Origin of the sequence: Gilvimarinus chinensis DSM 19667 (assembly GCF_000377745.1) — a bacterium.
Taxonomy (GTDB): Bacteria; Pseudomonadota; Gammaproteobacteria; order Pseudomonadales; family Cellvibrionaceae; genus Gilvimarinus; species Gilvimarinus chinensis.
In genome coordinates this window covers 305,513-325,690 of the sequence record NZ_KB898706.1, presented here as the reverse complement: position 1 = coordinate 325,690, position 20,178 = coordinate 305,513, and the positions used below count along the sequence as shown (strand labels likewise).

Annotated in this window: 19 protein-coding genes; 5 read left to right on the top strand and 14 right to left on the bottom strand. The window is 53.0% G+C overall.

What is annotated here, in order from left to right; all coding sequences use genetic code 11:
• Window position 1: 1 nt before the first annotated feature.
• From D568_RS18860 to dauA, 6 genes are all read right to left on the bottom strand, one after another.
• Window positions 2-1,084: an ABC transporter substrate-binding protein gene (locus D568_RS18860; protein WP_020207793.1), complete on the bottom strand. Its 1,083-nt coding sequence runs from the start codon at window positions 1,082-1,084 to the stop codon at window positions 2-4.
• 5 nt (window positions 1,085-1,089) lie between these two features.
• Window positions 1,090-2,349, bottom strand: coding sequence for a porin (locus tag D568_RS0101510; RefSeq protein ID WP_020207792.1), 1,260 nt, complete (start codon window positions 2,347-2,349; stop codon window positions 1,090-1,092).
• A gap of 10 nt (window positions 2,350-2,359) precedes the next feature.
• Complete coding sequence (locus D568_RS0101505) at window positions 2,360-4,465, bottom strand: BCCT family transporter (protein WP_020207791.1); 2,106 nt, start codon at window positions 4,463-4,465, stop codon at window positions 2,360-2,362.
• An 81-nt stretch (window positions 4,466-4,546) separates the two neighbouring features.
• The gene (locus D568_RS0101500) at window positions 4,547-5,554 is read right to left on the bottom strand and encodes an HAD family hydrolase (RefSeq protein ID WP_020207790.1); all 1,008 of its coding nucleotides are present in this window, start codon (window positions 5,552-5,554) and stop codon (window positions 4,547-4,549) included.
• A gap of 135 nt (window positions 5,555-5,689) precedes the next feature.
• Window positions 5,690-6,184, bottom strand: a complete 495-nt coding sequence (locus D568_RS0101495) for a TspO/MBR family protein (RefSeq protein WP_020207789.1) — start codon at window positions 6,182-6,184, stop codon at window positions 5,690-5,692.
• A gap of 58 nt (window positions 6,185-6,242) precedes the next feature.
• A complete protein-coding gene (gene dauA, locus D568_RS0101490) occupies window positions 6,243-7,988 on the bottom strand; it encodes a C4-dicarboxylic acid transporter DauA (protein WP_020207788.1) in 1,746 nt (581 codons plus the stop codon).
• A gap of 145 nt (window positions 7,989-8,133) precedes the next feature.
• Here dauA and D568_RS0101485 point away from each other — a divergent pair, with 145 nt between their 5' ends.
• Entirely contained in the window at window positions 8,134-9,060 is a 927-nt protein-coding gene (locus tag D568_RS0101485; protein ID WP_040515986.1) for a type 2 periplasmic-binding domain-containing protein, read from the top strand.
• 41 nt (window positions 9,061-9,101) lie between these two features.
• On the opposite strand, the gene D568_RS0101480 is transcribed toward D568_RS0101485, so the two are convergent.
• Together D568_RS0101480 and D568_RS18855 are read right to left on the bottom strand one after the other, a co-directional pair.
• Window positions 9,102-9,746: a class GN sortase gene (locus tag D568_RS0101480; RefSeq protein WP_020207786.1), complete on the bottom strand. Its 645-nt coding sequence runs from the start codon at window positions 9,744-9,746 to the stop codon at window positions 9,102-9,104.
• Complete coding sequence (locus D568_RS18855) at window positions 9,736-11,778, bottom strand: marine proteobacterial sortase target protein (protein ID WP_020207785.1); 2,043 nt, start codon at window positions 11,776-11,778, stop codon at window positions 9,736-9,738. Before D568_RS18855 ends, D568_RS0101480 begins: the two co-directional genes overlap by 11 nt.
• Before the next feature lie 115 nt (window positions 11,779-11,893).
• On the opposite strand from D568_RS18855, the gene D568_RS0101470 reads away from it, so the two are divergent.
• The 3 genes from D568_RS0101470 (at window position 11,894) to D568_RS0101460 (ending at window position 14,440) form a co-directional block, all read left to right on the top strand.
• Entirely contained in the window at window positions 11,894-12,466 is a 573-nt protein-coding gene (locus D568_RS0101470) for a GNAT family N-acetyltransferase (RefSeq protein ID WP_020207784.1), read from the top strand.
• Window positions 12,441-12,911, top strand: a complete 471-nt coding sequence (ybaK, locus tag D568_RS0101465) for a Cys-tRNA(Pro) deacylase (RefSeq protein WP_020207783.1) — start codon at window positions 12,441-12,443, stop codon at window positions 12,909-12,911. The genes D568_RS0101470 and ybaK overlap by 26 nt, the downstream gene beginning before the upstream one ends.
• 77 nt (window positions 12,912-12,988) lie before the next feature.
• Window positions 12,989-14,440 (top strand): helicase HerA-like domain-containing protein, encoded by a 1,452-nt coding sequence (locus D568_RS0101460; protein ID WP_020207782.1) that lies wholly within the window; start codon window positions 12,989-12,991, stop codon window positions 14,438-14,440.
• On the opposite strand, the gene ypfJ is transcribed toward D568_RS0101460, so the two are convergent.
• The 5 genes from ypfJ to D568_RS0101435 all read right to left on the bottom strand — a co-directional run bounded on the left by ypfJ (window position 14,433) and on the right by D568_RS0101435 (window position 18,702).
• The gene (ypfJ, locus tag D568_RS0101455) at window positions 14,433-15,326 is read right to left on the bottom strand and encodes a KPN_02809 family neutral zinc metallopeptidase (RefSeq protein ID WP_020207781.1); all 894 of its coding nucleotides are present in this window, start codon (window positions 15,324-15,326) and stop codon (window positions 14,433-14,435) included. The two genes, D568_RS0101460 and ypfJ, sit on opposite strands and share 8 nt — an antisense overlap.
• Window positions 15,327-15,479: 153 nt before the next feature.
• Window positions 15,480-16,736 (bottom strand): cellulase family glycosylhydrolase, encoded by a 1,257-nt coding sequence (locus D568_RS0101450; protein ID WP_020207780.1) that lies wholly within the window; start codon window positions 16,734-16,736, stop codon window positions 15,480-15,482.
• A gap of 208 nt (window positions 16,737-16,944) precedes the next feature.
• Window positions 16,945-17,439, bottom strand: a complete 495-nt coding sequence (locus D568_RS0101445) for a P-loop nucleotide/nucleoside kinase family protein (protein ID WP_020207779.1) — start codon at window positions 17,437-17,439, stop codon at window positions 16,945-16,947.
• Window positions 17,440-17,445: 6 nt separating this feature from the next.
• Entirely contained in the window at window positions 17,446-17,868 is a 423-nt protein-coding gene (locus D568_RS0101440; RefSeq protein ID WP_020207778.1) for a CBS domain-containing protein, read from the bottom strand.
• Between the two features lie 60 nt (window positions 17,869-17,928).
• Window positions 17,929-18,702 (bottom strand): cation diffusion facilitator family transporter, encoded by a 774-nt coding sequence (locus D568_RS0101435; protein ID WP_026286777.1) that lies wholly within the window; start codon window positions 18,700-18,702, stop codon window positions 17,929-17,931.
• An 89-nt stretch (window positions 18,703-18,791) separates the two neighbouring features.
• Between D568_RS0101435 and D568_RS0101430 the strand changes: the two genes are divergently transcribed.
• A complete protein-coding gene (locus D568_RS0101430) occupies window positions 18,792-19,673 on the top strand; it encodes a LysR family transcriptional regulator (protein ID WP_020207776.1) in 882 nt (293 codons plus the stop codon).
• On the opposite strand, the gene D568_RS0101425 is transcribed toward D568_RS0101430, so the two are convergent.
• Window positions 19,670-20,134 carry a hypothetical protein gene (locus D568_RS0101425; RefSeq protein WP_020207775.1) on the bottom strand — a complete coding sequence of 155 codons (465 nt, stop codon included), beginning with the start codon at window positions 20,132-20,134 and terminating at the stop codon, window positions 19,670-19,672. The genes D568_RS0101430 and D568_RS0101425 overlap by 4 nt on opposite strands.
• Between the last annotated feature and the right edge of the window lie 44 nt (window positions 20,135-20,178).

The window sequence follows — 20,178 nt, the reverse complement described above, 5'->3', positions numbered from 1 at the left end:
ATTATCTCGGCAAAGCTTTGGGCACCATCACCGACCGCTCTACCCAACGATCAAACCGACGCTCGATTCGGCCTAAATTTTCAGACCACCAGTTAGAGTCCAGTTCAATCGCATTTTGTAGATGTGCCTCAGAGGTTGGCAATCGATTACGCACCGATTCATCCAGCATAGCAACTGCCGAATGGCGCATCGGGCCGTAGGTTATATAGTTGGCCTGCTCGGCCAGGCTTTCGGTTTTGCTGGCAAAGCGAATAAAGTCCAACGCCAAACCAGGGTTGCGACCATTTTTTACAATCGCCCACACATCGTAATACCAGATATGGTTATCCCATAAAATGTCCAAAGATTCGCCGCGATCGATGGCCGCACCAACACGACCATTGTACGCCGAAGACATCACCACCTGATCCGTTTCCAATAACCGAATAGCCTCTTGCCCGGTTTCCCACCACAGCAAATTCGGTTTCAAACGATCGAGCACCGCAAACGCTCGGCTCAAGCCATCTTCAGTGGATAAAACATCATAGACTTTGTCAGCGGGTACTCCGTCGGCAACTAATGCCCACTCAAGGTTACCTTGCGGAGTTTTACGTAACGCACGCTTACCGGGATATTTGTTCAGATCAAAAAAATCTTTCACGCTGCTTGGCGGAGCTTGAAAACGGCTTGGATCAAAGCTGATTACCGTTGCACTGGCAATATTAGGGATACCACAGGGTGTTACCTGACCATTTACAAAATCTTCTGTCGCAGATGTTCCATCTGGCGCTGCGGGCATATCCTCTAGGCTGATAGTTTCCAACAACCCTTCTTTACAGGCGCGAATGGCGTCGTAAAGCTCCAGGTCAATAACCTCCCAAGAAACATTCCAAGAGCGAACCTGACTGCGAATTTCATCAATACCGCCTGTGTACTGCAACACATTCACACGGTGCCCTGTGTGCTGTTCGAACGGCCGTATATAACCCAAAATTTGGCTTTTTACATAAGCGCCGTCCCAAGAGACAACATTCAGAGTCTCTGCCGAGATGGCGGTACTGAAAACACTGGCCAGAAATCCGGCCAATAAACTTCGCATACGCATAACAATTACCAGTAATACCCGATGTTAATATTGAAGCGCCCCTGCCAATCGTCTTCACCGCCAGCAGCCAATGAACCCGCGCCAAAGTAAGGCATATTTTTCGCCAGGATATAATCGACGTAGGTAAATATAGGGCCGCTACCGATGGCGCAGCCGGTCGTATTAATTTCAGAATCCACCGCACCGGCAATGGATTTGCTGAGACGGGAATAATCGTTGTAACAGGTCAGGCTATCGATAAGACGCCAGGGTGATGGCACGTTGTAAGCGACATTGGCCACCATTACATCGGCGTCGCTGTCGATATCGTAACTACCGGCAAAAGCCCCTACTCTGACTGTAGATGGATCTACTCCAGAAGGATCTTTGGCATCGTATTCGTAGGTAGTCCCCTGAAGCTGGAAGTTCCAACGACCACAACGGCTGTCAAGGTGTGCCGCACCTGCGTATCTGTCGCCGCTGCTGTCGGTGGTGGTATTGTATATCTGCCCCGCTTCTATTGATGCCCCCAGCTCAGTTTCACACCCCGAGTCCAAACCAAAAGTGTAAGCCAGACGGCCATTAACCGTGTTGGTCTCTTCGTTTTGCTGCTCGTCGACACGAACCAAATCAAAACCATAGCGATCTAAGTTCGTAGCGTCATTCAGCTCTTCGTTTTTATAAAATGCCAGCTGTGAACTCCATGGACCATCGTTGCGTACATACTTGATGCCCATGTCATAATCATCTGCCAAGCCCACATAGTAAGGTACACCGTACCAGGCGTTATGCGATGCGTAGGGCAATAAACCAAAGGGCACTTGACTGATGCCCAGCTGCAGCTGGCTTTGATCTTCAAATTCGTACCCCACCCAACCGTGATGAATGACATTCATGTAAGCGTAAAAACGATATTCAGCAGAAATCAAAAAATCATCAATTTTGCCATCGACATTAAAGCGAAAAACGTCCAGGCCACTCTCGCCTTTCTTCCCCACTGACGCATCCACGTCATCGCGATAAATCAAATTAAAGCGAAGCGCCCCACCAATATCGATAGCAGGCTCTTCGACTTTGTTAATCACAGCGGCTTCTTTTCGCTCTGCCGGAAGCTCAGCCAGCTCAAGATTTTGCTCAACAACCTTAGACTGCTGGCTTTCCAGCACCTCGATTCTCTGTTTCAGAGCTTCAATCTGCGCCTGTAAATCTTTTTCAGCCTCATCCGCTGATGCTGTCATCACCAGCGTAGAGAAAGATGTCAGAACCAAATAACGGATTGCGTTCACAGCCGGCCTCCTAGCTTGCTGATGGCGTGCGGGGATCTTCCGAATTATTATTTACGCCAGCTTCGTCTTCAGGTGGTTCAGGTGGCGTTGCCAGCATATCGTCATGCTCTTCCATACGCCAAGGCAAACTCGCCGTGGAAATATGCAGAAAGTGCAGGTGCTTTTCAAACTGATCTAAAATGTCGGTAATGATATCTTGCTGATCAAAACCGTAAACATCATACGACTGCCCACCTCTGCGTAAAAACACTTCAGCGCGATAATAAAGCTTCTGCTCTTCATCTTCACGTGGCATTTCCGGATAAGCATAATCTGGAAGTGCATGATCCAACATTCGAATTTCGTAAATGAAATCAACATGCTCTTCTTTGATAACCTCAAGATAAATACGCTGATTTTCTTCATCCGTATGCACTTGGGCCTGCCAACCCTCTTTCACCAGTTCACGCTCTACGCGGTGCATGGCTTTACTGACTGTGGTATCCATGAACTCACGCACTTCGTCGCAAGTGGGGAATGTTACCAAGCCATGCAACCGCTGCCGCCATAAGCCGCGCCCATTGGTTCCAGTAAACCGCGTGTGAATATCGGTTTTCAAACTGCTTTGATGGTGCCCTTCAATCACCAGAGCGCGCCACATCCCAACCGCCGAAACAATCATAATTAAGCTGAACGGCAAAGCACTGGCAATGGTCATCGTCTGCAGCGCACTCAAGCCGCCGGCTAACAATAAGGTAGCCGCCACAACCCCTTCGGCTGTAGCCCAGAATACTCTCTGCCAAACCGGGGTGTGCAATGCACCGCCAGAAGCCAAGGAGTCAATCACCAAAGACCCAGAGTCAGATGAAGTAACGAAGAAGGTAATAATAAGCAGTACCGTAATAAAAGAGACTATTGAGGTCAGCGGTAATACTTCATAGAGTTTAAACAGCGCAATCGCCTGATTATTTTGCACATCGCCAATAAGTGCGGTATAGCCCTCATTCATAATCTCATTAAGCGCGGTATCGCCAAATACCGAGAACCATAAAAAAGTAAACAGTGATGGTACCAGCATCACCCCCACCACAAATTCACGAATGGTACGGCCGCGGCTGATTTTGGCGATAAACAAGCCCACAAACGGTGCCCAGGCAATAGTCCAGCCGAAAATAAATAATGTCCAGTTACCAATCCAGTCACTGCGGGAATACGCCTCTAAATTGAAGGTACGCTCGACGATGAAATTTAAATAACTGCCGGTATTTTGTAGGAAGGTTTCCAGAATATGAACCGAGGGGCCGACGATAAAGACAAACACCATCAGCGAAATAGCCAGCACCATATTCAAAATGGACAGCCGCTTAACGCCTTTGTCCATACCGGCAACTACCGAGAAAATGGCCAAACCGGTAATGCAGGCGATGGTGATAATTTGCACCGTGTTACTGACGGGAATGTCGGGCCAAAGATAATTGATACCCGCATTAATTTGTGTAACCGACAGCCCCAGGGTGGTAGCAATACCAAACATAGTGCCAAGAATGGCAAAGACATCTACCGCGTGGCCAATAGGACCGTAAATTTTGTCTCCTACCAGTGGATACAGCGCCGAGCGAATGGATAACGGCAAGCCGTGACGAAAGGCGAAGTACGCCAACACCAAGCCAACCAAGCCATAAATAGCCCAGATATGAAAACCCCAATGGAAAAATGCAATTTGCATTGCTTGTTTCGCAGAACCAACGGTTTCGGCAGCCCCTTCGGGTGGTGATGCATAATGCAATACTGGCTCCGCGACCCCAAAAAACAAAAGGGCAATACCATAGCCCGCTGAAAACAGCATGGCGAACCAGGCGGGGAAACTGTATTGCGGATCGGCGTGGTCGGGGCCAAGCTTAATATTGCCCCACTTGGTCATCGCTATACCGACGATAAACACCAGAAAAAATGCCACCGACAGCATATAAAACCAACCAAATGTGCTGGTTATATAAGACAGTGTTGAATCAAAAACATTGGCGGCTAAATCGGGGTTACTGATCGTACCCACGACTAATAAGAAAATAACAACAACGGCGGGAATGAATACCGGAACCAGAACCGTTGAAGCGGGTTTACTCGATTGTTCACTCATAGATCCATCCTGAGGGCGGTTAGACTTCTTTATTTAGCCTAACAGTTCGGCGGCGTGTTTGCACACCGCCGACTTTCACAATTACGGGTAAATCTGCTGCCAGTCGTCTTTCATATCGATGACCAACCAACCACGCTGAGGTGCTTCATCCAAGGCCTTATCCAACTGACCAATGTGCGAATTTCGGTCATAGGCGTACTCGCGCTTGGCATCGGTATGATGAATGATAATCCCAAGTCGAGGCAGGGTATCTTCTTTATTACGGGCAATAGTGGTGTATTGCAGCATTTGTAAATCGCCATCTGAATTACCCATTGCCACCAGCGGGCGACGGCCAATGTGCCGCGAAATACCAACCGGCTTACCCGCTTTATCATCCACTAAACTGATTTCTGGCTGCTTGATAACAGTTGGAACTCCATTTTGCATTTCAAATTTTGCTTCCAAGGTCGAACCGACCACCTGCTCTGGAGGAACACCGTAGAGTTCTTCGGCAAACACACGTAAAAAGTCTATGCCGCCACCAGAGACGATAAACACCTTGAAATCATTTGCGCGAAAATAGTCCATTAGCTCCAGCATAGGCTGGTAAACCATTGCCGTGTACGCTTTGCCCGTCGCAGGGTGTTTTGCCGTCGCCAGCCACTCACTCACAATAGCGGCAAACTCCTCCTGACTCATCCCCGTATGGGTCTCAGCAATAATTTTTGCCACTCCCTCCATACCACCTGCGGCCAACTGCTTAAGGTCTCCAGCCAACACACTTTTGTATGGCTCAGTGTCTTGCCATTGTGGATGATCTGCGGCGAGTGTTTTAATTCTATCCAGTGCAAATAAAAGCTGGAAATACACCGGCTGCTCGGCCCACAAAGTACCATCGTTATCAGTGGTTACAATGCGCTCCTCCGCAGGCACAAAACTGTCCGTACCCGGTGTGGTCACTTTTTCAACATAGTCTAAAATGGTCTTTTTAGCCGCGGTATTATTCCACGATGGTAGAGGTTCCTCCGCTACGGCCTGATAAGAGATAGTAGCGATAAATAACGAAAAGGTAAGATGCGCTAGACGAGCAATAACGGAAGCATTCATAACCAATATCCTTTTGCACATTTAAATAAAATAAATCACGATGAAGTTTACGCCCCCCAAGAAAGAGGCTCACCAGAAGGCCACAGTATAGTCTTATAAGATAAGCACGAGGGAGTAGGGAAACCTGACTGTGGATTACAAACTTTGCGGGTTAAGCTGCCAAACGGCTAAGTTTAAAGCAACGGCGAACGTCACCCACCCCCAGCAAGGCAACATCAACACCGCGGCCCAACGATTAACGAATACAAAATAGTAAACCGTTACCGACAATAACCCCCACAACACCACTACATCTAAAAACGCTAGCCCCCCCATTTTCCAGGCAAAGAAAAGCCAACACCACAATGCATTAGCTATGAGCTGCAACAGGAAAAATACAAGCCCCTTTTTCGCGTAGGGGTGCTCTCGTTTAAGCCAAACAAGCCAAGCCGCCACCGCAATCATGGCATACAAAAGCGTCCAAACCGGGCCAAATGCTTTTCCCGGCGGCGCCCAGGCGGGCTGCTGCAACAACTTGTAAAAATCCTGCGCTTCAATGGCTGCAATACCGCCCACACTCGCGGCGGCAAAGCTCAAAAGCAACCACCCCATTAAAGAAATGGCCGAGTGCCGCAGGCTGTTCGTGGTCATTGGGTGTCCTTAGCGTAAAAACGAAGTCAATATTCGGTCAATAGCTTGGTGCAGTTCATTATTCTGCCACAGCCGGCGCTGCTACCGGGTCACTATCAATCACGGCCTCCAGCGCTTCCGCTAAAGTAGGATAGACAAAAAAGTTGCCGTTCTCAGGTTTTATCTGCGCCTTTACCATGGCTTTTAAAGGCTGAAACTGGATGTCGGACAATATCAGCTCTACTTTACGCTTTTTACAGCGTTTTAAAAAACTCGCAAAACCATCAAGCCCACCAGCATCCAACAGTGGCACACCGTCCATGTGGACGACTAAACCGCGCTGATCTTTTGCCAACCGATCCAGCTCGGCAAAAATTTTATCGGCCGCGGCAAAAAACAGCGGGCCGGATATTTTCACCACCCGCCAGCCTTCAGGCAAAGGCTTGGGAACATGCTTGAGCTTTTTGGTAATGTCACTGACCTTGGTCATGGCGGCGATATCGCGCATAAATAAAAGAGCGGCAATCACCACTGCGCTGCCAATGGCCACCACCATATCCACCATCAGCGTCAGCAATAAGCATACGCTGAACACCAACACATCCGCCGGTGGCGCCGTGCGAATGGTGGCAATGATTTGTCGGCCGTAACACATGCGCCAGGCCACAATAATCACCAGTGTGGCCATACACGCCATGGGCAAATGTTTTAGATACGGCGCAATCCAGAGCAAACTGACCGCAATGACCAGCGCGTGCACGATGGACGCTAAAGGCGTGGCGGCCCCGGCGCGCAAGTTCGTGGTAGAGCGTGCCAGCTCTGGGGCAGCACTAAAGCCCCCAAAAAACGCAGCTACCGTATTGCCCACACCCAAACCGAAAACCTCGGCGTTAGCGTGATAGCGCTTGGCTGTCATACGCTCAAGCATTACCGCACACAGCAGTGCCTCAATAGCACCCAACAGCGCGATGGTTAACGCCTGGGGTAACAGCGAACTCATCATAGTCAGAGACCAGGGCTCACCCTGCCCCTGCCGCCAGGGGGGAACAAACTCCGGCAAAAAGTTGGGTATGCCCGCCACGGTATGTCCGGCCGGGGCCTGATACTCGAAGCTGGTAGCAATGGTGGCTACCGGGTAGCCCCAGTGGGCCAGTAAAAATGCCAGCAATGTCCCAACAACAATCGTCAGCAGATGGGCCGGAATGGGAATGCGCAGTAATGGCCAGGCGTACATCACCGCAAAAGAGGCAACACTTACCAACAACGTGGGCCAGTGTACCGTGGCCAGGTGGCGAAGAATCATCCACAACTTGGCGAAATAAAAGTCGGGCATAGGCTCGGTTAATACCAGGCCGAGTAAATCCGGTATTTGGATGGTTGCCAGAATCAGGGCAATGCCCAAAGTAAACCCAAAGGTAACGGTATTGGGAATGTAGGTGACCACCCTGCCAAACCGGGCGACGGCCATCAGCATCATAAACACGCCGGACATGAGCGTCGTAAGCAACAAACCGGACAAACCGTATTGCTGTACCACCGGCTGCAGTATCACCACAAAGGCGGCCGTTGGGCCCGACACCGAAAACCGAGAACCACCCAATACCGCCATCAGCAACCCGGCTACTAGCGACGTATACAGACCGTGCTCGGGGGGCACGCCTATCGCAATTGCCAAGGCCATGGACAGAGGAATGGCCGAAATACCCACGGTGATGCCCGCCAGTAAATCGCCGCGCAGCTTGGTGAAGTTATACCCTTCCTCAAAGCAGCTTTCGCGCAAAGCGCTGGCGACTTTTAACCCCTGTAAATTGCGTCGTGCCGACATAGCTGATCCGTTTTAGCTCCTTGGGTTATGACAATAAAGTATACACTCGCCCTCTTGCCAAAGGCTCGGCAAAGCGATATAACACCTGTCACAATAATGACATAATATACGCCACGGGCATTCCGTGAGCGCACTGGGCGGATGTATGCAATGCACCAGAAGAATTAAGCGCGTTCTCGCGTTTACGACGTTTATCAGCCTGATGTTCTGCGCAAGCTACGGCTTCTGTGCAGAGGCAGAGCCAGCCAGCGTGCCCTCTGCAGCCTCAAACTCCCAGATGCACGTCACCTTATGGGGCGGCAAAAGCGGGCGAACCGCCTACGAGGCAGAGCTGTTACAGACCATCCTCGATGCCACTGCCGAGCAGTTTCCCTCTTATCAATACACAGTCAACAACGACCTGCTGGGCGCGCAGCGAGGCCGTCTGGCTGTCGCGGAAGGCGAGCTGGTTAATGTCTATGTTTCGGGGTTACGCGAAGATCATTACACCCAAACCGGCCAGCTGATCGCCATAGAGCTACCCACCATGAACGGCCTGCTGGGCTACCGGGCGGCCATTGTGCGCAAGGCGGAACAAGCGCAGATACAAAGCGCTACCGCCCAGTACCAACTGCGCAACTTAGTTATTGGCCAGGGCCAAGGCTGGGCCGATACCGACATTTTACGCTTCAACCGTTTTACCGTAGAGGACAGCGGCCGCTATGAAAACCTGCTGGACATGCTCGCCTATAAACGCTTTGACGCGGTGCTTTTAGGTTTGGCGGAGGCGCACCACGAACTGCAGAGCAGTCGCGCTGCCAATGAGCTGAGCATTTTGCCCGAGCTGATTATCTACTACCCACACGCGATGGTATTTTACGTCAGCGGCAAACAACCGATACTCGCCGAGCGCATCCGCCAGGGATTGTCCCAGATCACCCACAACGGCACGCTTGATGGCCTGTTAGAAAAACATTTCGGCGACGCTCTGGAGGCCATCCGCAGCCCAAACGCCAGCCTTCTGGTGCTGGAACATCCCCACCCGGGGCTAGCGCCCAACTTGCAACAGCCCTTGCTCGCCAAACACCCCTAACAACTTACCCAGTCCCCTTAATCATTCGCTTCAGCCTTGGCTTACAACCGCGCCTGATACCTGCCCAGCGCCGGCTGCGCTTGCCAAGCGCGATCGGCACGCACTACATAGCGCAGCGCGCCCCTGGGCACAGCGGCATCAAAGGGATAGCAAGTGACCAGCCATAAAGTATCGGCAGCGGGTTCTATCCACAACTGCTCACGGCTGGCATCGGCGATAGAGTATTGGCTAATGGTATAGCTGCGCCAGACACCATCCTCGCCCTGCCAGCGCAGCGTATCGCCGCGCTTGAGGTCACGCAAAAAACCAAAGTGCGTATCGCGATGGCCGCCAATCACCCGTGCGCCGGAGTCTACCGAGCCGTCCAGCAATCCAGGCCCAAACGCGAGGGCTTCACCGTGGCCTCCGGCCAGAACAAACAAATCCTGCTGCACCTGACCCGAGCCGTTCACCCACTGCAAACGCGCTACGGGCTGTGTGTCCGCCCAGGGCCAAGGCGCAACACGCAGCTCAGGCGCGGCAAGCTTTTGCTGCCAGGCGCGCTCAATTAGCAGCTGCGCCACACTGGCTTTTACCTCAATACCTAAAGCGCTTCCCCACTGGTAACACAGCACCACCAGCAACACGGCGCTGACCAACAAGCGGCTGCGGTTTTGCACCACAAACGTTTTTATCTTAGCGTCCATAGCGCACCCCTTTGTATTGCATAGCCAGCAACATCAACAGCGCCACCGCGCCCAGCAGCCAGTGCCACACCACACCAGCTGCGGTTTGCGGGTAACCTACCGCCCGCATGGCGGAGCCCGCTGGTATCGCACTGGCTATCTCATGGTCTTGCGCAGTAATCGACTCGGGCTTGCTCGGTGTTTTATCCACCGCCACTAAACTGGTGAAACGTGACATAAGCTGATACTTGAGCGCCACCGGCAGTATTTTGGCTGCCGCACTATCGCGCTCGCCCAAGCGATAAGCCTCATCTTCTAAAAAGGCAATTTTTTCGCGCCCAAATCGCTGCGCCAGTACCGGCACGGTGTTCTCGTCATTCTCGGCGGGATTGCTCAGCACCAACTCACGCACCCAGGTCTGGCCCGCAGATTCACCGCGCACGACCACCCGCGCATCCGAACGTGAAGGCCAAGGCGGTAATTTGGCAATCACCTGCACCGGCTCCCCCCAATACAAGTCGGGCACCTGCCGTGGAAAGGACTCGACCGGTTGCGGCCAATCGATACTGACGTTGGTGACCACAGGCTTTTGCAACTTACTCAGTAACTGTTGCATACGCTCTTGCACCTGGCTGGCGTTAGCAATTTCAGTGAAGCTGCCGCGCCCAAATTCGGCGGCGCGGCGCATAAAAAAGCGGTTGGGGGCGCTGCCAATGGCAACGGTAAATAGGCGCGCATCCCCCAAACGACGATGAATAAGCGTTAACAGTTGCGCCTCATTACCAACGCTGCCGTCGGTGACAAACACTATTTGCTGCACATGCGACTCTTGCGCGGTGTGGTCAAACGCACGGGACAACGCCGAGTGCATTTCAGTACCGCCATCGGCGCGCATGGCGAGAATTTCACGCCTTGCCTCTTGCTTGTTGTGCTCACTGGCGATCACTGCCTGGGAGAAGACAGCCCGCGTATGGCTTGCAAAAAACACCACATTAAAACGGTCTTCAGTGTTCAGTTGCTCCAACGCCATCAGCGCACTTTTTCGCGCCTGCTCTATCGACTGCCCGGCCATGGAGCCCGAGGTGTCCACCACCAAAATCAGCTCGCGCGGCAACACTTGCCCGGCGTTCACTTGCTGGGGCGGCATGAGCAAAATTTGCGCGTAGCGATCACCGCGCCAACGGCTCACAAACTGTGCGGCCACCGGCGATGCGTCGGCCCTGGCGCGCCAGCGCAACTCAAAATCCCGGTCCATTTCGGCAACCTGGTTTTGCAGCAGAATACGGCGTTCACCGTCCGAGCCGCCTATTGCATCAACGCGCACCTTATGGGTATCACTCGTCACGGACTGCAGTGGTACCCCAGCATGAAGCTCTACCTCTATCGTCATCGGGTTGAGCGGCTGCGCCGAATCAGCTTTAACTTGGGCAGGCGTAATTAAGTGTGCATCCGCCACCTGATCGGTGGGCAGTGCCCAGCCCGTAACACCGGTAGTGATGCTTGCCTCGGGCAGTAATTCGGCGCGGCTAACACCCGGTATATAGCGCGGTGTTAATGTCGTTGGGATACGCAGGCGGAATTCGCCAGCGTCGTAAATGACCTGCTGGCTGTAACCGAGGGTGATCTCAACGGTTTCACCGGGGCCCACGTTCGCCAGTTGTTGGCGAAATAAATTAGGGCGCTGCTGCTCAATTAAGCTGGCCTTTTTACCTGCAGCTTTAGCGGCCGCAAAGGTTTGTTTGGCCTGCTGCTTTTCCTGAATTTCACCTTCGATAATTCGCTCGCCCACTTTCATCGTCAAGCGGCTTACCGCACTGTCTTCCGGCAGCGGAAACACATAGGTGGCATTCACCCATTGCTCTGCGGTGTTTTTAAACGTCTGAGTCAGCTCTACCCGAGCCTCTAACCCCTGAATACTCAACTGGTAATGGCTGGACAGGTGCAGCGCCTGCCGTTGCCCATCCAGCAGCAGTTGCCCGGTTGATTCGCCCTGCTCTGCCGCCGCACTGCAGCAGACCAACAGCAGCAGCCATAGTCCTATGTGTTTGCCCATTGCACTTCTCCGTTAGTATCGATGAGTGCAGTAAAACAAAGCATTAAGGAAGCGCCGGGGCCGAAAGGGGCAAAGCGCTGATCAATTGTGATTAAATATGGCAGGAGGAAAAATCATGCAGCCGATTACCGTTGACGCGCAGGTCAGCCTGCAACCGGTTATGGTGGCCGACGCCCCGGAAATATTTGCCCTGGTGGACAGCAATCGTCTGCACCTGCGCCAGTGGTTGCCCTGGGTAGACGCGACCACCACATTAGCGGATATGCAAAAGTTTCTTGCCGATGCCTCGCAAGACAACAAGCAAGGCTGCGATGCCACTTTTTGCGTGGTTCACGCCGCCCGCAAAATAGGAGTTTGCTCGCTCAATGCAATCAATAAATCCCCCGGGCAAGCGCGTATTGGCTACTGGCTGGCGGAAGATTTTTGCGGCCAGGGCATAATGAGCCGCAGTGTGAACAGCCTGTGCCAGTTCGGCTTTGCGGTACTCAAACTGCATACATTGATACTCTGCGCCGCCGAACACAACGAAAAAAGCCGTGCAATTGCCGAGCGACTGGGTTTTAGCAATACCCGAAAAATCATGGCGGCAGAAGATTTATACGGCGAAGAGGTTAATCACATCCGCTATGCATTAACGGTTTCGCAGTTCGAGAAAAACGATTATGACCCCAGCAATTATTCTGCTTGATAAGAGCAACACCAAGTACCGTTTACACGAATATACTCACGCCGCAAACTGCACCGCCTATGGCGAAGAAGCGGCCCAGGCACTGAACGTCGCGGCGGCGCGCATTTTCAAAACTCTGGTGGCGGAGTTGGCCGACGGCGAATTGGTTGTGGCCTTGGTAAGCGTTGACTCAAGTGTGCAACTCAAAGCCCTTGCAAAAGCCGCTGGCGCGAAGAAAGCGAGCATGGCAGCGGCGGCAAAAGTTGAGCGCACTACAGGTTTCGTGCTGGGCGGCGTCAGCCCCCTGGGACAAAAGAAAACCTTGCGCACATTTATCGATACGGCCGCGCAAAATTTCTCCACTATATACATCAGCGCGGGTAAGCGCGGCCTGGAGATCGAGCTAACCGCGCAGGATTTAGCGGCCTTAACTCGCGCCCGCTTCTGCAATATTGCCACCCCATGATATAGGCTATAGTTTATTGCCCGCTAAACGATTGCATAAAAATGTACGGTTTAGGACATTGCAGCAGAGGAAAGCTTATGCCCGCTCCCATTATTCTCGGCGGCGCCGAAGGTGCCAATATTACCCTTGAACCATCGCTGGCCAACCGCCACGGTTTGATTGCCGGTGCCACCGGGACCGGCAAAACAGTGAGCATGCAGGTATTAGCCGAGTCATTTTCGCGCCTTGGGGTGCCGGTATTTTTACCCGACATAAAAGGTGATCTATCGGGCATAAGCCGGGCGGGAAAAGCGCACAAAAACATAGACGCACGCCTCGCTGCGATGCAAATACCGGACTTTACCTTTGCCGGAAACCCGGTGCGATTATGGGATTTAACCGGCGCCGAGGGCATTCCGGTACGTCTGTCCATTTCCGATTTGGGCCCGCAACTATTGGCGCGTCTGCTGGATTTGAACACCACTCAGGAATCTATTCTGAGCATTAATTTTGACTATGCCGACGATCAGGGTTTACTGCTGCTGGATTTAAACGATCTGACCACCAGCCTTAACTTTGTGCAGCAAAATGTCAAAGAGCTGCAGGCGGAATACGGCCGGGTCTCGGCAGCCTCGGTGGCCGCTATAAAAAGGCGTTTATTACTTTTGCAGCAGGAAAACCTGGGCGACTTTTTCGGCGAGCCGGCGCTGGACTTCGGCGATTTAATAGCCCAGCAAAATGGCGCTGGCGTTATCAATATTCTGGATGCCAGTACCTTGATGCAGAGCCCTAGAACCTACGCGGTCTTTTTGCTGTGGTTAATGTCTGAGTTATACGAACATTTACCCGAGGTAGGCGACCCAGAGAAGCCTGTCATGGTTCTGTTTTTCGATGAAGCGCACCTGCTTTTTAAAAACACCCCCAAGGTGTTTGTAGAAAAAATCGAACAGGTTGTGCGACTGATCCGTTCCAAAGGCGTGGGTATTTATTTTATCAGCCAAAGCCCCGGCGACATTCCCGATAATATTCTCGGCCAACTGGGTAATCGGGTTCAGCACGCACTGCGCGCTTACACACCCAAAGAGCGCAAAGCCGTGCGTGTAGCGGCGCAGTCGTTCAGGCCCAACCCCGCCCTAAACACCGAGCAAGTTATCGCCGAGCTAGGTGTGGGTGAGGCTTTGGTATCAACGCTTGAGCCGGGCGGCATACCCGGCATGGTACAGCGTACCTTGATGGCCCCGCCCCGCTCTAAAATTGGCCCCATTACGCAGACCGAACGCCAACAGCTGATAAACAATGATTCACTGCAAGCGAAATACGCCACCGCTTTAGATCCGGAGTCGGCTCACGAAATCCTGCAAAAACGCCAGGCACAAATGGCCGAACGCGCAGAAAAAGAAACACAAAAGAGTAAAGGCAAAACAAGCAAAACCCGGCGCTCATCGCGGCAAAGTGTTGGCGAAGCGTTTATGAAAAGCATCGCCCGCAGCTTGGGCAGTGGGCTGGGGCGTAAACTGGTGCGAGGGCTTTTAGGGTCGTTACTTAAATAGGCGCCGAGAAAGTATCGCACTGCCGCATATCGCCGGTTTCAAAGCCGCGTTTAAACCAAGCCACTCGCTGCTGTGAGGTGCCGTGGGTAAAAGACTCTGGGGTAATGTAACCGCGCGCCTCTTGCTGTAAACGGTCATCGCCAATGGCCGAGGCCGCCACCAGCGCTTCTTGCAGGTCGCCCGGCTCTAATAAATCGCGAAATTTATTGGCATTGTAACCCCACACGCCGGCAAAGCAATCGGCCTGCAACTCCTGGCGTACAGACAACTCGTTGGCCTCGGCTTTACTCACACGGGCTTGTTGTTCGCGCACCTTGGGGGAAATACCTAACAGCGTTTGCACATGGTGACCCACCTCGTGGGCGATAACGTAAGCCTGAGCAAAATCACCGGGGGCGTTGTGGCGATTTTTTAAATCTTGGTAAAAGCTTAAATCAATATACACCTTGCGATCCGCCGGGCAATAAAATGGCCCCATGGCCGATTGCGCGCGACCGCAGGCCGAATTCACCGCGCCGCTAAACATCACTAAGGTGGGCTCTTGATACTGGCCGCCGCCCTCAGAAAAAATCCGCCCCCAGGTTTCTTCGGTATCGGCCAGAACCACAGCGGTAAACTCGGCCAGTTCTTGCTCTGCCGCACTGGGCTGGTAAGCCGGGCTCTGCTGACCACTGGGGCCACTGGCCGATAAAAAAGGAATATCGACACCCAGGTAAGAGGCCACAAACAGGGCGCCAATAATCAACACAACCCATTTTCCGCCTTTACTCCCCAGCAACATAGGCAGCAAGCGTAACAGCGGCGCAGCCCCTGCATTGCTGCCAGATGCACGCTGGCCACGTCGGTCTTCAATATTGCTGCTGCGTCTGCGGTTTTGCCAGCGCATGATTCTCTCCTTGAAAATAAGTAGGTTTGGCAGTCCGTTACAGAATAGCGCTTTAGCACCTGCGCCGCTGCACAAATTAAGCCCCTGCAAAGCGTACGAGCGAGAGAAGAATATGAAAGAGAGGCGCACCCCGCGAACCGGGGTGCGATAGGTTTACTGTGAATTACAGGTGCTTTGCGAAATACAGCTTTGGTTATTCTCCCAACCCCAGCCGGATTGCGTGTTTTGACAAACCGGGTACATACTGCCATACCAATCACAGGTACCCGCTGAGCTGCCACCACCGGTTTGCGATGTAACGACGCAGCTTTGACTGTTCTCCCAGCCCCAGCCGTCACCATCCGGATCGGACGAGGCATCACAGCATACGGGATAACCATTGTGCGTACCGCAACTGGAACTGCCGCCACCGTTATTACCACCACCGCCGGTATACACTGTGGCAATGTTTGAGGTGTTAGCAATGCCGTTCGCAGAATTCAGAAGGGTTTGCCCCCAGCTGGTGAGATTCGCAGCGTTAAAGTTCTGCACAATATCAAGCGACGCTAAGTTACTGCTGTTGCCCGACCAGGACCACCCCAAATAACCCACACCGTAAGTTTCACCGGCCTGCAATATGGCGCCCTCAGCGACCTCACTGCCGTAGTGGTCGGCGGCGAATTCTCCCACCACCAAGGGCAGGCCGTCCGCCACAAAGCCACTGATGTAGTTCTGCACTTTGCTGGCGGTGTCGTACACCTCGTACATGTGCACACTGAACACAACATTCTGGTTTGGGTCCGCCGCCACAACCGTTGGCGCATTGCTGCGCATGAGGTTTTGCCAATCCTGCCCCCAGTTTGGCGCATCCACCATAAGCGTATGGTCAAGCCCCGCGTTTCTCAGCCTTGTGATCGCGCTGCTGTGGGCATTCACCCAATCACTGGCAGGAGCGCCGTTGCCGAACGGCTCGTTGCCAATATTGATAATCACGTAGTTTTCTTCGCCCTGAAGCACGCTGGCAATATCCAGCCAATAGTCAGTAGCACCGGCCAGCGTTTGCGCGCCGCTCTCTTCGCCGTAGCCGGTGGTGTCGTGCACCTCCAGCACGGCAACCAGATTGTTGGCTTTGCACAAATTAATAATGCTTTGAACCTCGCTGGCGGAGGTACGGCTCCAGCGGTGTCCGCTGGAAAGCACCACGCGTACAGAGTTCGCCCCGGTGGCGGCAATATCGGCAATGGCTTGCGAGGTTTGGTTGGTATACCAAGCGTGCGGGTGGTTAACCCCTCGCATGACAAATGCATTGCCATTGTCATCTTTTAACGTGGCGCCGTCGGTGTAAAAGCCGGCCTGGGCAGAGGCGCTCAGCAGTGTAGCTGCCGCAGTGGTTAGCATGGTTTGAAACAGGTGCTTTTTCGTTTTTAGCATTATGGTACTCCGATTCATTTGATTATTAGAAGATGTGCAACCGGTTACATTTTTAGTGTAAAGCAAAGCCAGTCGCGCTAGCGGAACTGCGTCATAAAAATTATTAGAGGCCTTAAATAGCTTAGAACGAATCGAAATTCATTGCTGTAGCGTTATTTGAAAGAATTGTAACCGTTTACACTTCAAGCCTGGATACACACTAGTCCAGCTAGCCCGCACCCATTTTTTCAGCACTGACCACATTAAATCCTTCGCTCGCTGTGGGTGCCTGAAAGTAACGAGTAACCGCGGCGAACATGTCGGCCGTATCCGTTGCCGCCCGCGCAGGCTCGACTAGCCGACGCTGCTCAATGCGAGCAAGGCAAGTTGCATCGGAAAGATCGAGGAACACAAGCTCGTGCTCAGCAGACGTGGCATCAAGCAACTCGCGAAACCACGCTCGTTGCGCCATGGTATTCGCCGGAAAGTCCATTACCACATCAGTCCCTGCGGCTAACATAGACTGCACAAGCCCTTTTACCGGCACCTTCAAGCGGCTGGAAAAACGCACATAATCATCCAGCGAAATAATTTGGCCGGGGAACAGGCTGGCCAGCCACTCATCCTCGTTAAGCAACACGGCCTGATTTTGCGCCGCCACTTTTCTTGCCAGGGTAGATTTTCCGGCGCCCATTTTGCCGCAGAAGAACGTCAGTTTAGCCACTGCTGTTTAAGCGCCTTGTTTTTTCATACGCTCGCCCAGCGCGCGCATGACATCCCGCCAAGAAATAATACCCACAGGTTCGTTATTTTCATTAACCACGGGAATGCAGGATATTGGGTGGGCGTTAAACAGCTCCACTACAGCCGCTACCGAAGCCTCAACGCTTACCGCCTTTGGATGGCGCGCCATAATCTGGTGAACTTTTTTATTTAAAGTCGCCAGGTCTTTTGTGGTGGCAGCGACCGAATCAACATTAGGGCTAATCGCCTTGAGAAGGTCGCGATCTGAAATCACGCCCATCAGGTTTTTATTCTCAACCACCAAAAGGTGATGAAAATTAACATGATCAAAAATGTCTTTAACCGTCGCCAGCGTATCGTCCAGCTCAACGGTAACAACTTTATCGCTCATGAGTGATTTGGCTTTCATACGTAGCCCGTTGCGTCACCGAAAATGTTGAATGCGTGCAGGCTAAGTATAATAGCCTGCTTAAGCACGCACCAACCGAGCCTCCAGCAATAAATTGGGGCCTAGCTTTACCACTTTAACTTTGCGCGGGTTAAGCCCTAATTCTTGCAGGGTTTCATGAATTTCCGGCAACTGCTCCGCTTGCGGCGCCGCCAGTAATAGCTCGCGCACAGCGCCCAACACCATCTTGACCGGCACAGCGATAAAGTACACGGAAATCAGTACCATCATCGCCGGGTCAGCATACACAGCGTAATGAGCCCACGCCGTTTGCTCCAGCAGCCAGGCCAGCACAAAACCAAAGGTTACGGCGGCACTCAAGGCACTGTCCATCAGCCACTGGCGCTGCTCGGCCTGCACCAAGCCGCTGTCGTTGCGGCCGAAAGCCCAGCGCAGATAACTCCACACCATAGCGCAGCCCACAAAACTGATGGCGCCAAAGCCTATGGCCATATCAACGTCTATCGGGCGGCCGCCCTGCACCAAACCCACCAGTGCTGACAGCAGCGAGAACAGGCAGACAATGGCAATCACCAAGCCTTTTACGGCAATCACTAAAGGCTCTACCGCGCCCAGGCCAAAGGGGTACCGGCTGTTAGCCGGGCGGCGAATAATTCGCGCGGCGTACAGCGAGAGCAGCGACAGCCCCAAGCTGATCAGCGAATAGGCGCCGTCGAACAAAATTACCATCGATTGCGCCCATAACCCCCAGACGGTACCAGCCACTGCAAACAGGCCAGCCATTAGCGCCGATATAATCAGCGCCATATTTTCCCGCGCCAGATACGTAAACATTTTGACCTCCCATGCGTTACAGGCCATATTATCGGTATCCGCTCACAGGCGTGAGTCACTCAGCGACGGAAAAACCGTCACAGGTTCCCATGAAGATTTCTCAGATCTCAGCGTTTCTTTGTATTGCCCGACACGGCAGCGTGGCCGCCGCGGCCCGCGAGCTAAACCGCAGCCGCACCACGGTAAGCACCATGCTGACGGCGCTGGAAGATGAGCTAGGGGTAGAGTTATTTGAACGCACAGGTAACCGGCTGCAGCTTACCGCCATTGCCCAGTCCATCCTGACCGATGGTCGGCGCCTTGAGCAGGTAGCAGGGCAAATTCAGGCGCGCTGCCAACATCACTTAAGCGGGGCCGAATCGGTTTTGCGTATCGCGCGGGACGATTCACTGCCCGAGCCGGTGTGGCGCGACTTGCTGCGCCAGCTTAAGCTCAAGTTTCCGCAAACCAGTGTTACCGTGTACCTGGCGCCGCCGCGCGAACTGGCACCTTTGGTGCGTAACCAATCGGTGGATGTTGCCTATGGGCTGATGCCCGAGCTGTTAAACGAAGGCTACCAGTGGTTTCGTGAACTGGCCGATGTGCGCATGCTCACCGTAGCTGCCCCCAACCACCCCTTAAGCCAGCTGAAGCGAGTCACTCAAGACGACCTGGTGGCCCACACCGAAATTACACTGGCCTATATGCAAGACGCCATGCTGGTGGCCGAATCACCCGAGACGGCCAACTACCTGGCATTTACGCAATACGAATTGATACGCGATGCCGTGATCGATGGCTCGGGCTGGGCAGACTTGCCGCTGCCATTAATTGCCCAGGCGCTGCGTGCAGAAACTTTAAAAACCATCCACCACCGCAGCGCCAACTGGTGGAAGGTATTCAGCGCCCTAGAGTCAGAGCAGGCCCAGGGCGGCGCAGTGGTAAGCTGGCTGGCACAGGCATTGGAACAGCAACTGGAAGCCTTGAATTAAGGTTGGTCGCCAAGGCGGCGGTAAATACGCACCACCAGCTCTTCGGCGGCAATCATCACCACCACCACAGCAATAAATGGTACGGCGCCATGAAAGCGGCCGTCAAAGTGAATCTGATCACCAAACGCGAACTCTATGGCGCCCAGCATAATAAATTTTGAGACAAACAGAATAAACCAGACGGCAACATAATAAGCCCCTTTGGCCGCCGCACCCGACTTGGTCTTGAAATAATCGCTAACGTAATGCTCAACCTTAAAGGTTGCCTGCAACAAGAGCTGCATCAACGCCGCCACCAGCAACGCCACCGAAAAAGCCTCAATATGCACCCGGTCCCAATACTCGTTAAATAGCCCCAGCACCACCAGATCGATCAAAATGGCGAGCGTATACCGAACAAATAGCTTCTGGCGACTGGTGGGCGGCAGCGCCAGTGCCGATACCGTTTCTTGTTTTGACATGGTTCATTCCCTTTTGAGCAGCGAAGACTTTCGCTTGGTTGTTA

Excerpts from the sequence above, each read along its gene's own strand:
- D568_RS0101460 (WP_020207782.1), top strand. The coding sequence starts at position 12,989 with ATGCCCGCTCCCATTATTCTCGGCGGCGCCGAAGGTGCCAATATTACC.
- D568_RS0101450 (WP_020207780.1), bottom strand. The coding sequence starts at position 16,736 with ATGCTAAAAACGAAAAAGCACCTGTTTCAAACCATGCTAACCACTGCG.
- ybaK (WP_020207783.1), top strand. The coding sequence starts at position 12,441 with ATGACCCCAGCAATTATTCTGCTTGATAAGAGCAACACCAAGTACCGT.
- D568_RS0101505 (WP_020207791.1), bottom strand. The coding sequence starts at position 4,465 with ATGAGTGAACAATCGAGTAAACCCGCTTCAACGGTTCTGGTTCCGGTA.
- D568_RS0101435 (WP_026286777.1), bottom strand. The coding sequence starts at position 18,702 with ATGTTTACGTATCTGGCGCGGGAAAATATGGCGCTGATTATATCGGCG.
- D568_RS0101430 (WP_020207776.1), top strand. The coding sequence starts at position 18,792 with ATGAAGATTTCTCAGATCTCAGCGTTTCTTTGTATTGCCCGACACGGC.
- D568_RS0101470 (WP_020207784.1), top strand. The coding sequence starts at position 11,894 with ATGCAGCCGATTACCGTTGACGCGCAGGTCAGCCTGCAACCGGTTATG.
- D568_RS0101440 (WP_020207778.1), bottom strand. The coding sequence starts at position 17,868 with ATGAAAGCCAAATCACTCATGAGCGATAAAGTTGTTACCGTTGAGCTG.
- D568_RS0101425 (WP_020207775.1), bottom strand. The coding sequence starts at position 20,134 with ATGTCAAAACAAGAAACGGTATCGGCACTGGCGCTGCCGCCCACCAGT.
- D568_RS0101500 (WP_020207790.1), bottom strand. The coding sequence starts at position 5,554 with ATGAATGCTTCCGTTATTGCTCGTCTAGCGCATCTTACCTTTTCGTTA.
- D568_RS0101495 (WP_020207789.1), bottom strand. The coding sequence starts at position 6,184 with ATGACCACGAACAGCCTGCGGCACTCGGCCATTTCTTTAATGGGGTGG.
- dauA (WP_020207788.1), bottom strand. The coding sequence starts at position 7,988 with ATGTCGGCACGACGCAATTTACAGGGGTTAAAAGTCGCCAGCGCTTTG.
- D568_RS0101485 (WP_040515986.1), top strand. The coding sequence starts at position 8,134 with ATGCAATGCACCAGAAGAATTAAGCGCGTTCTCGCGTTTACGACGTTT.
- D568_RS18860 (WP_020207793.1), bottom strand. The coding sequence starts at position 1,084 with ATGCGTATGCGAAGTTTATTGGCCGGATTTCTGGCCAGTGTTTTCAGT.
- ypfJ (WP_020207781.1), bottom strand. The coding sequence starts at position 15,326 with ATGCGCTGGCAAAACCGCAGACGCAGCAGCAATATTGAAGACCGACGT.
- D568_RS0101480 (WP_020207786.1), bottom strand. The coding sequence starts at position 9,746 with ATGGACGCTAAGATAAAAACGTTTGTGGTGCAAAACCGCAGCCGCTTG.
- D568_RS18855 (WP_020207785.1), bottom strand. The coding sequence starts at position 11,778 with ATGGGCAAACACATAGGACTATGGCTGCTGCTGTTGGTCTGCTGCAGT.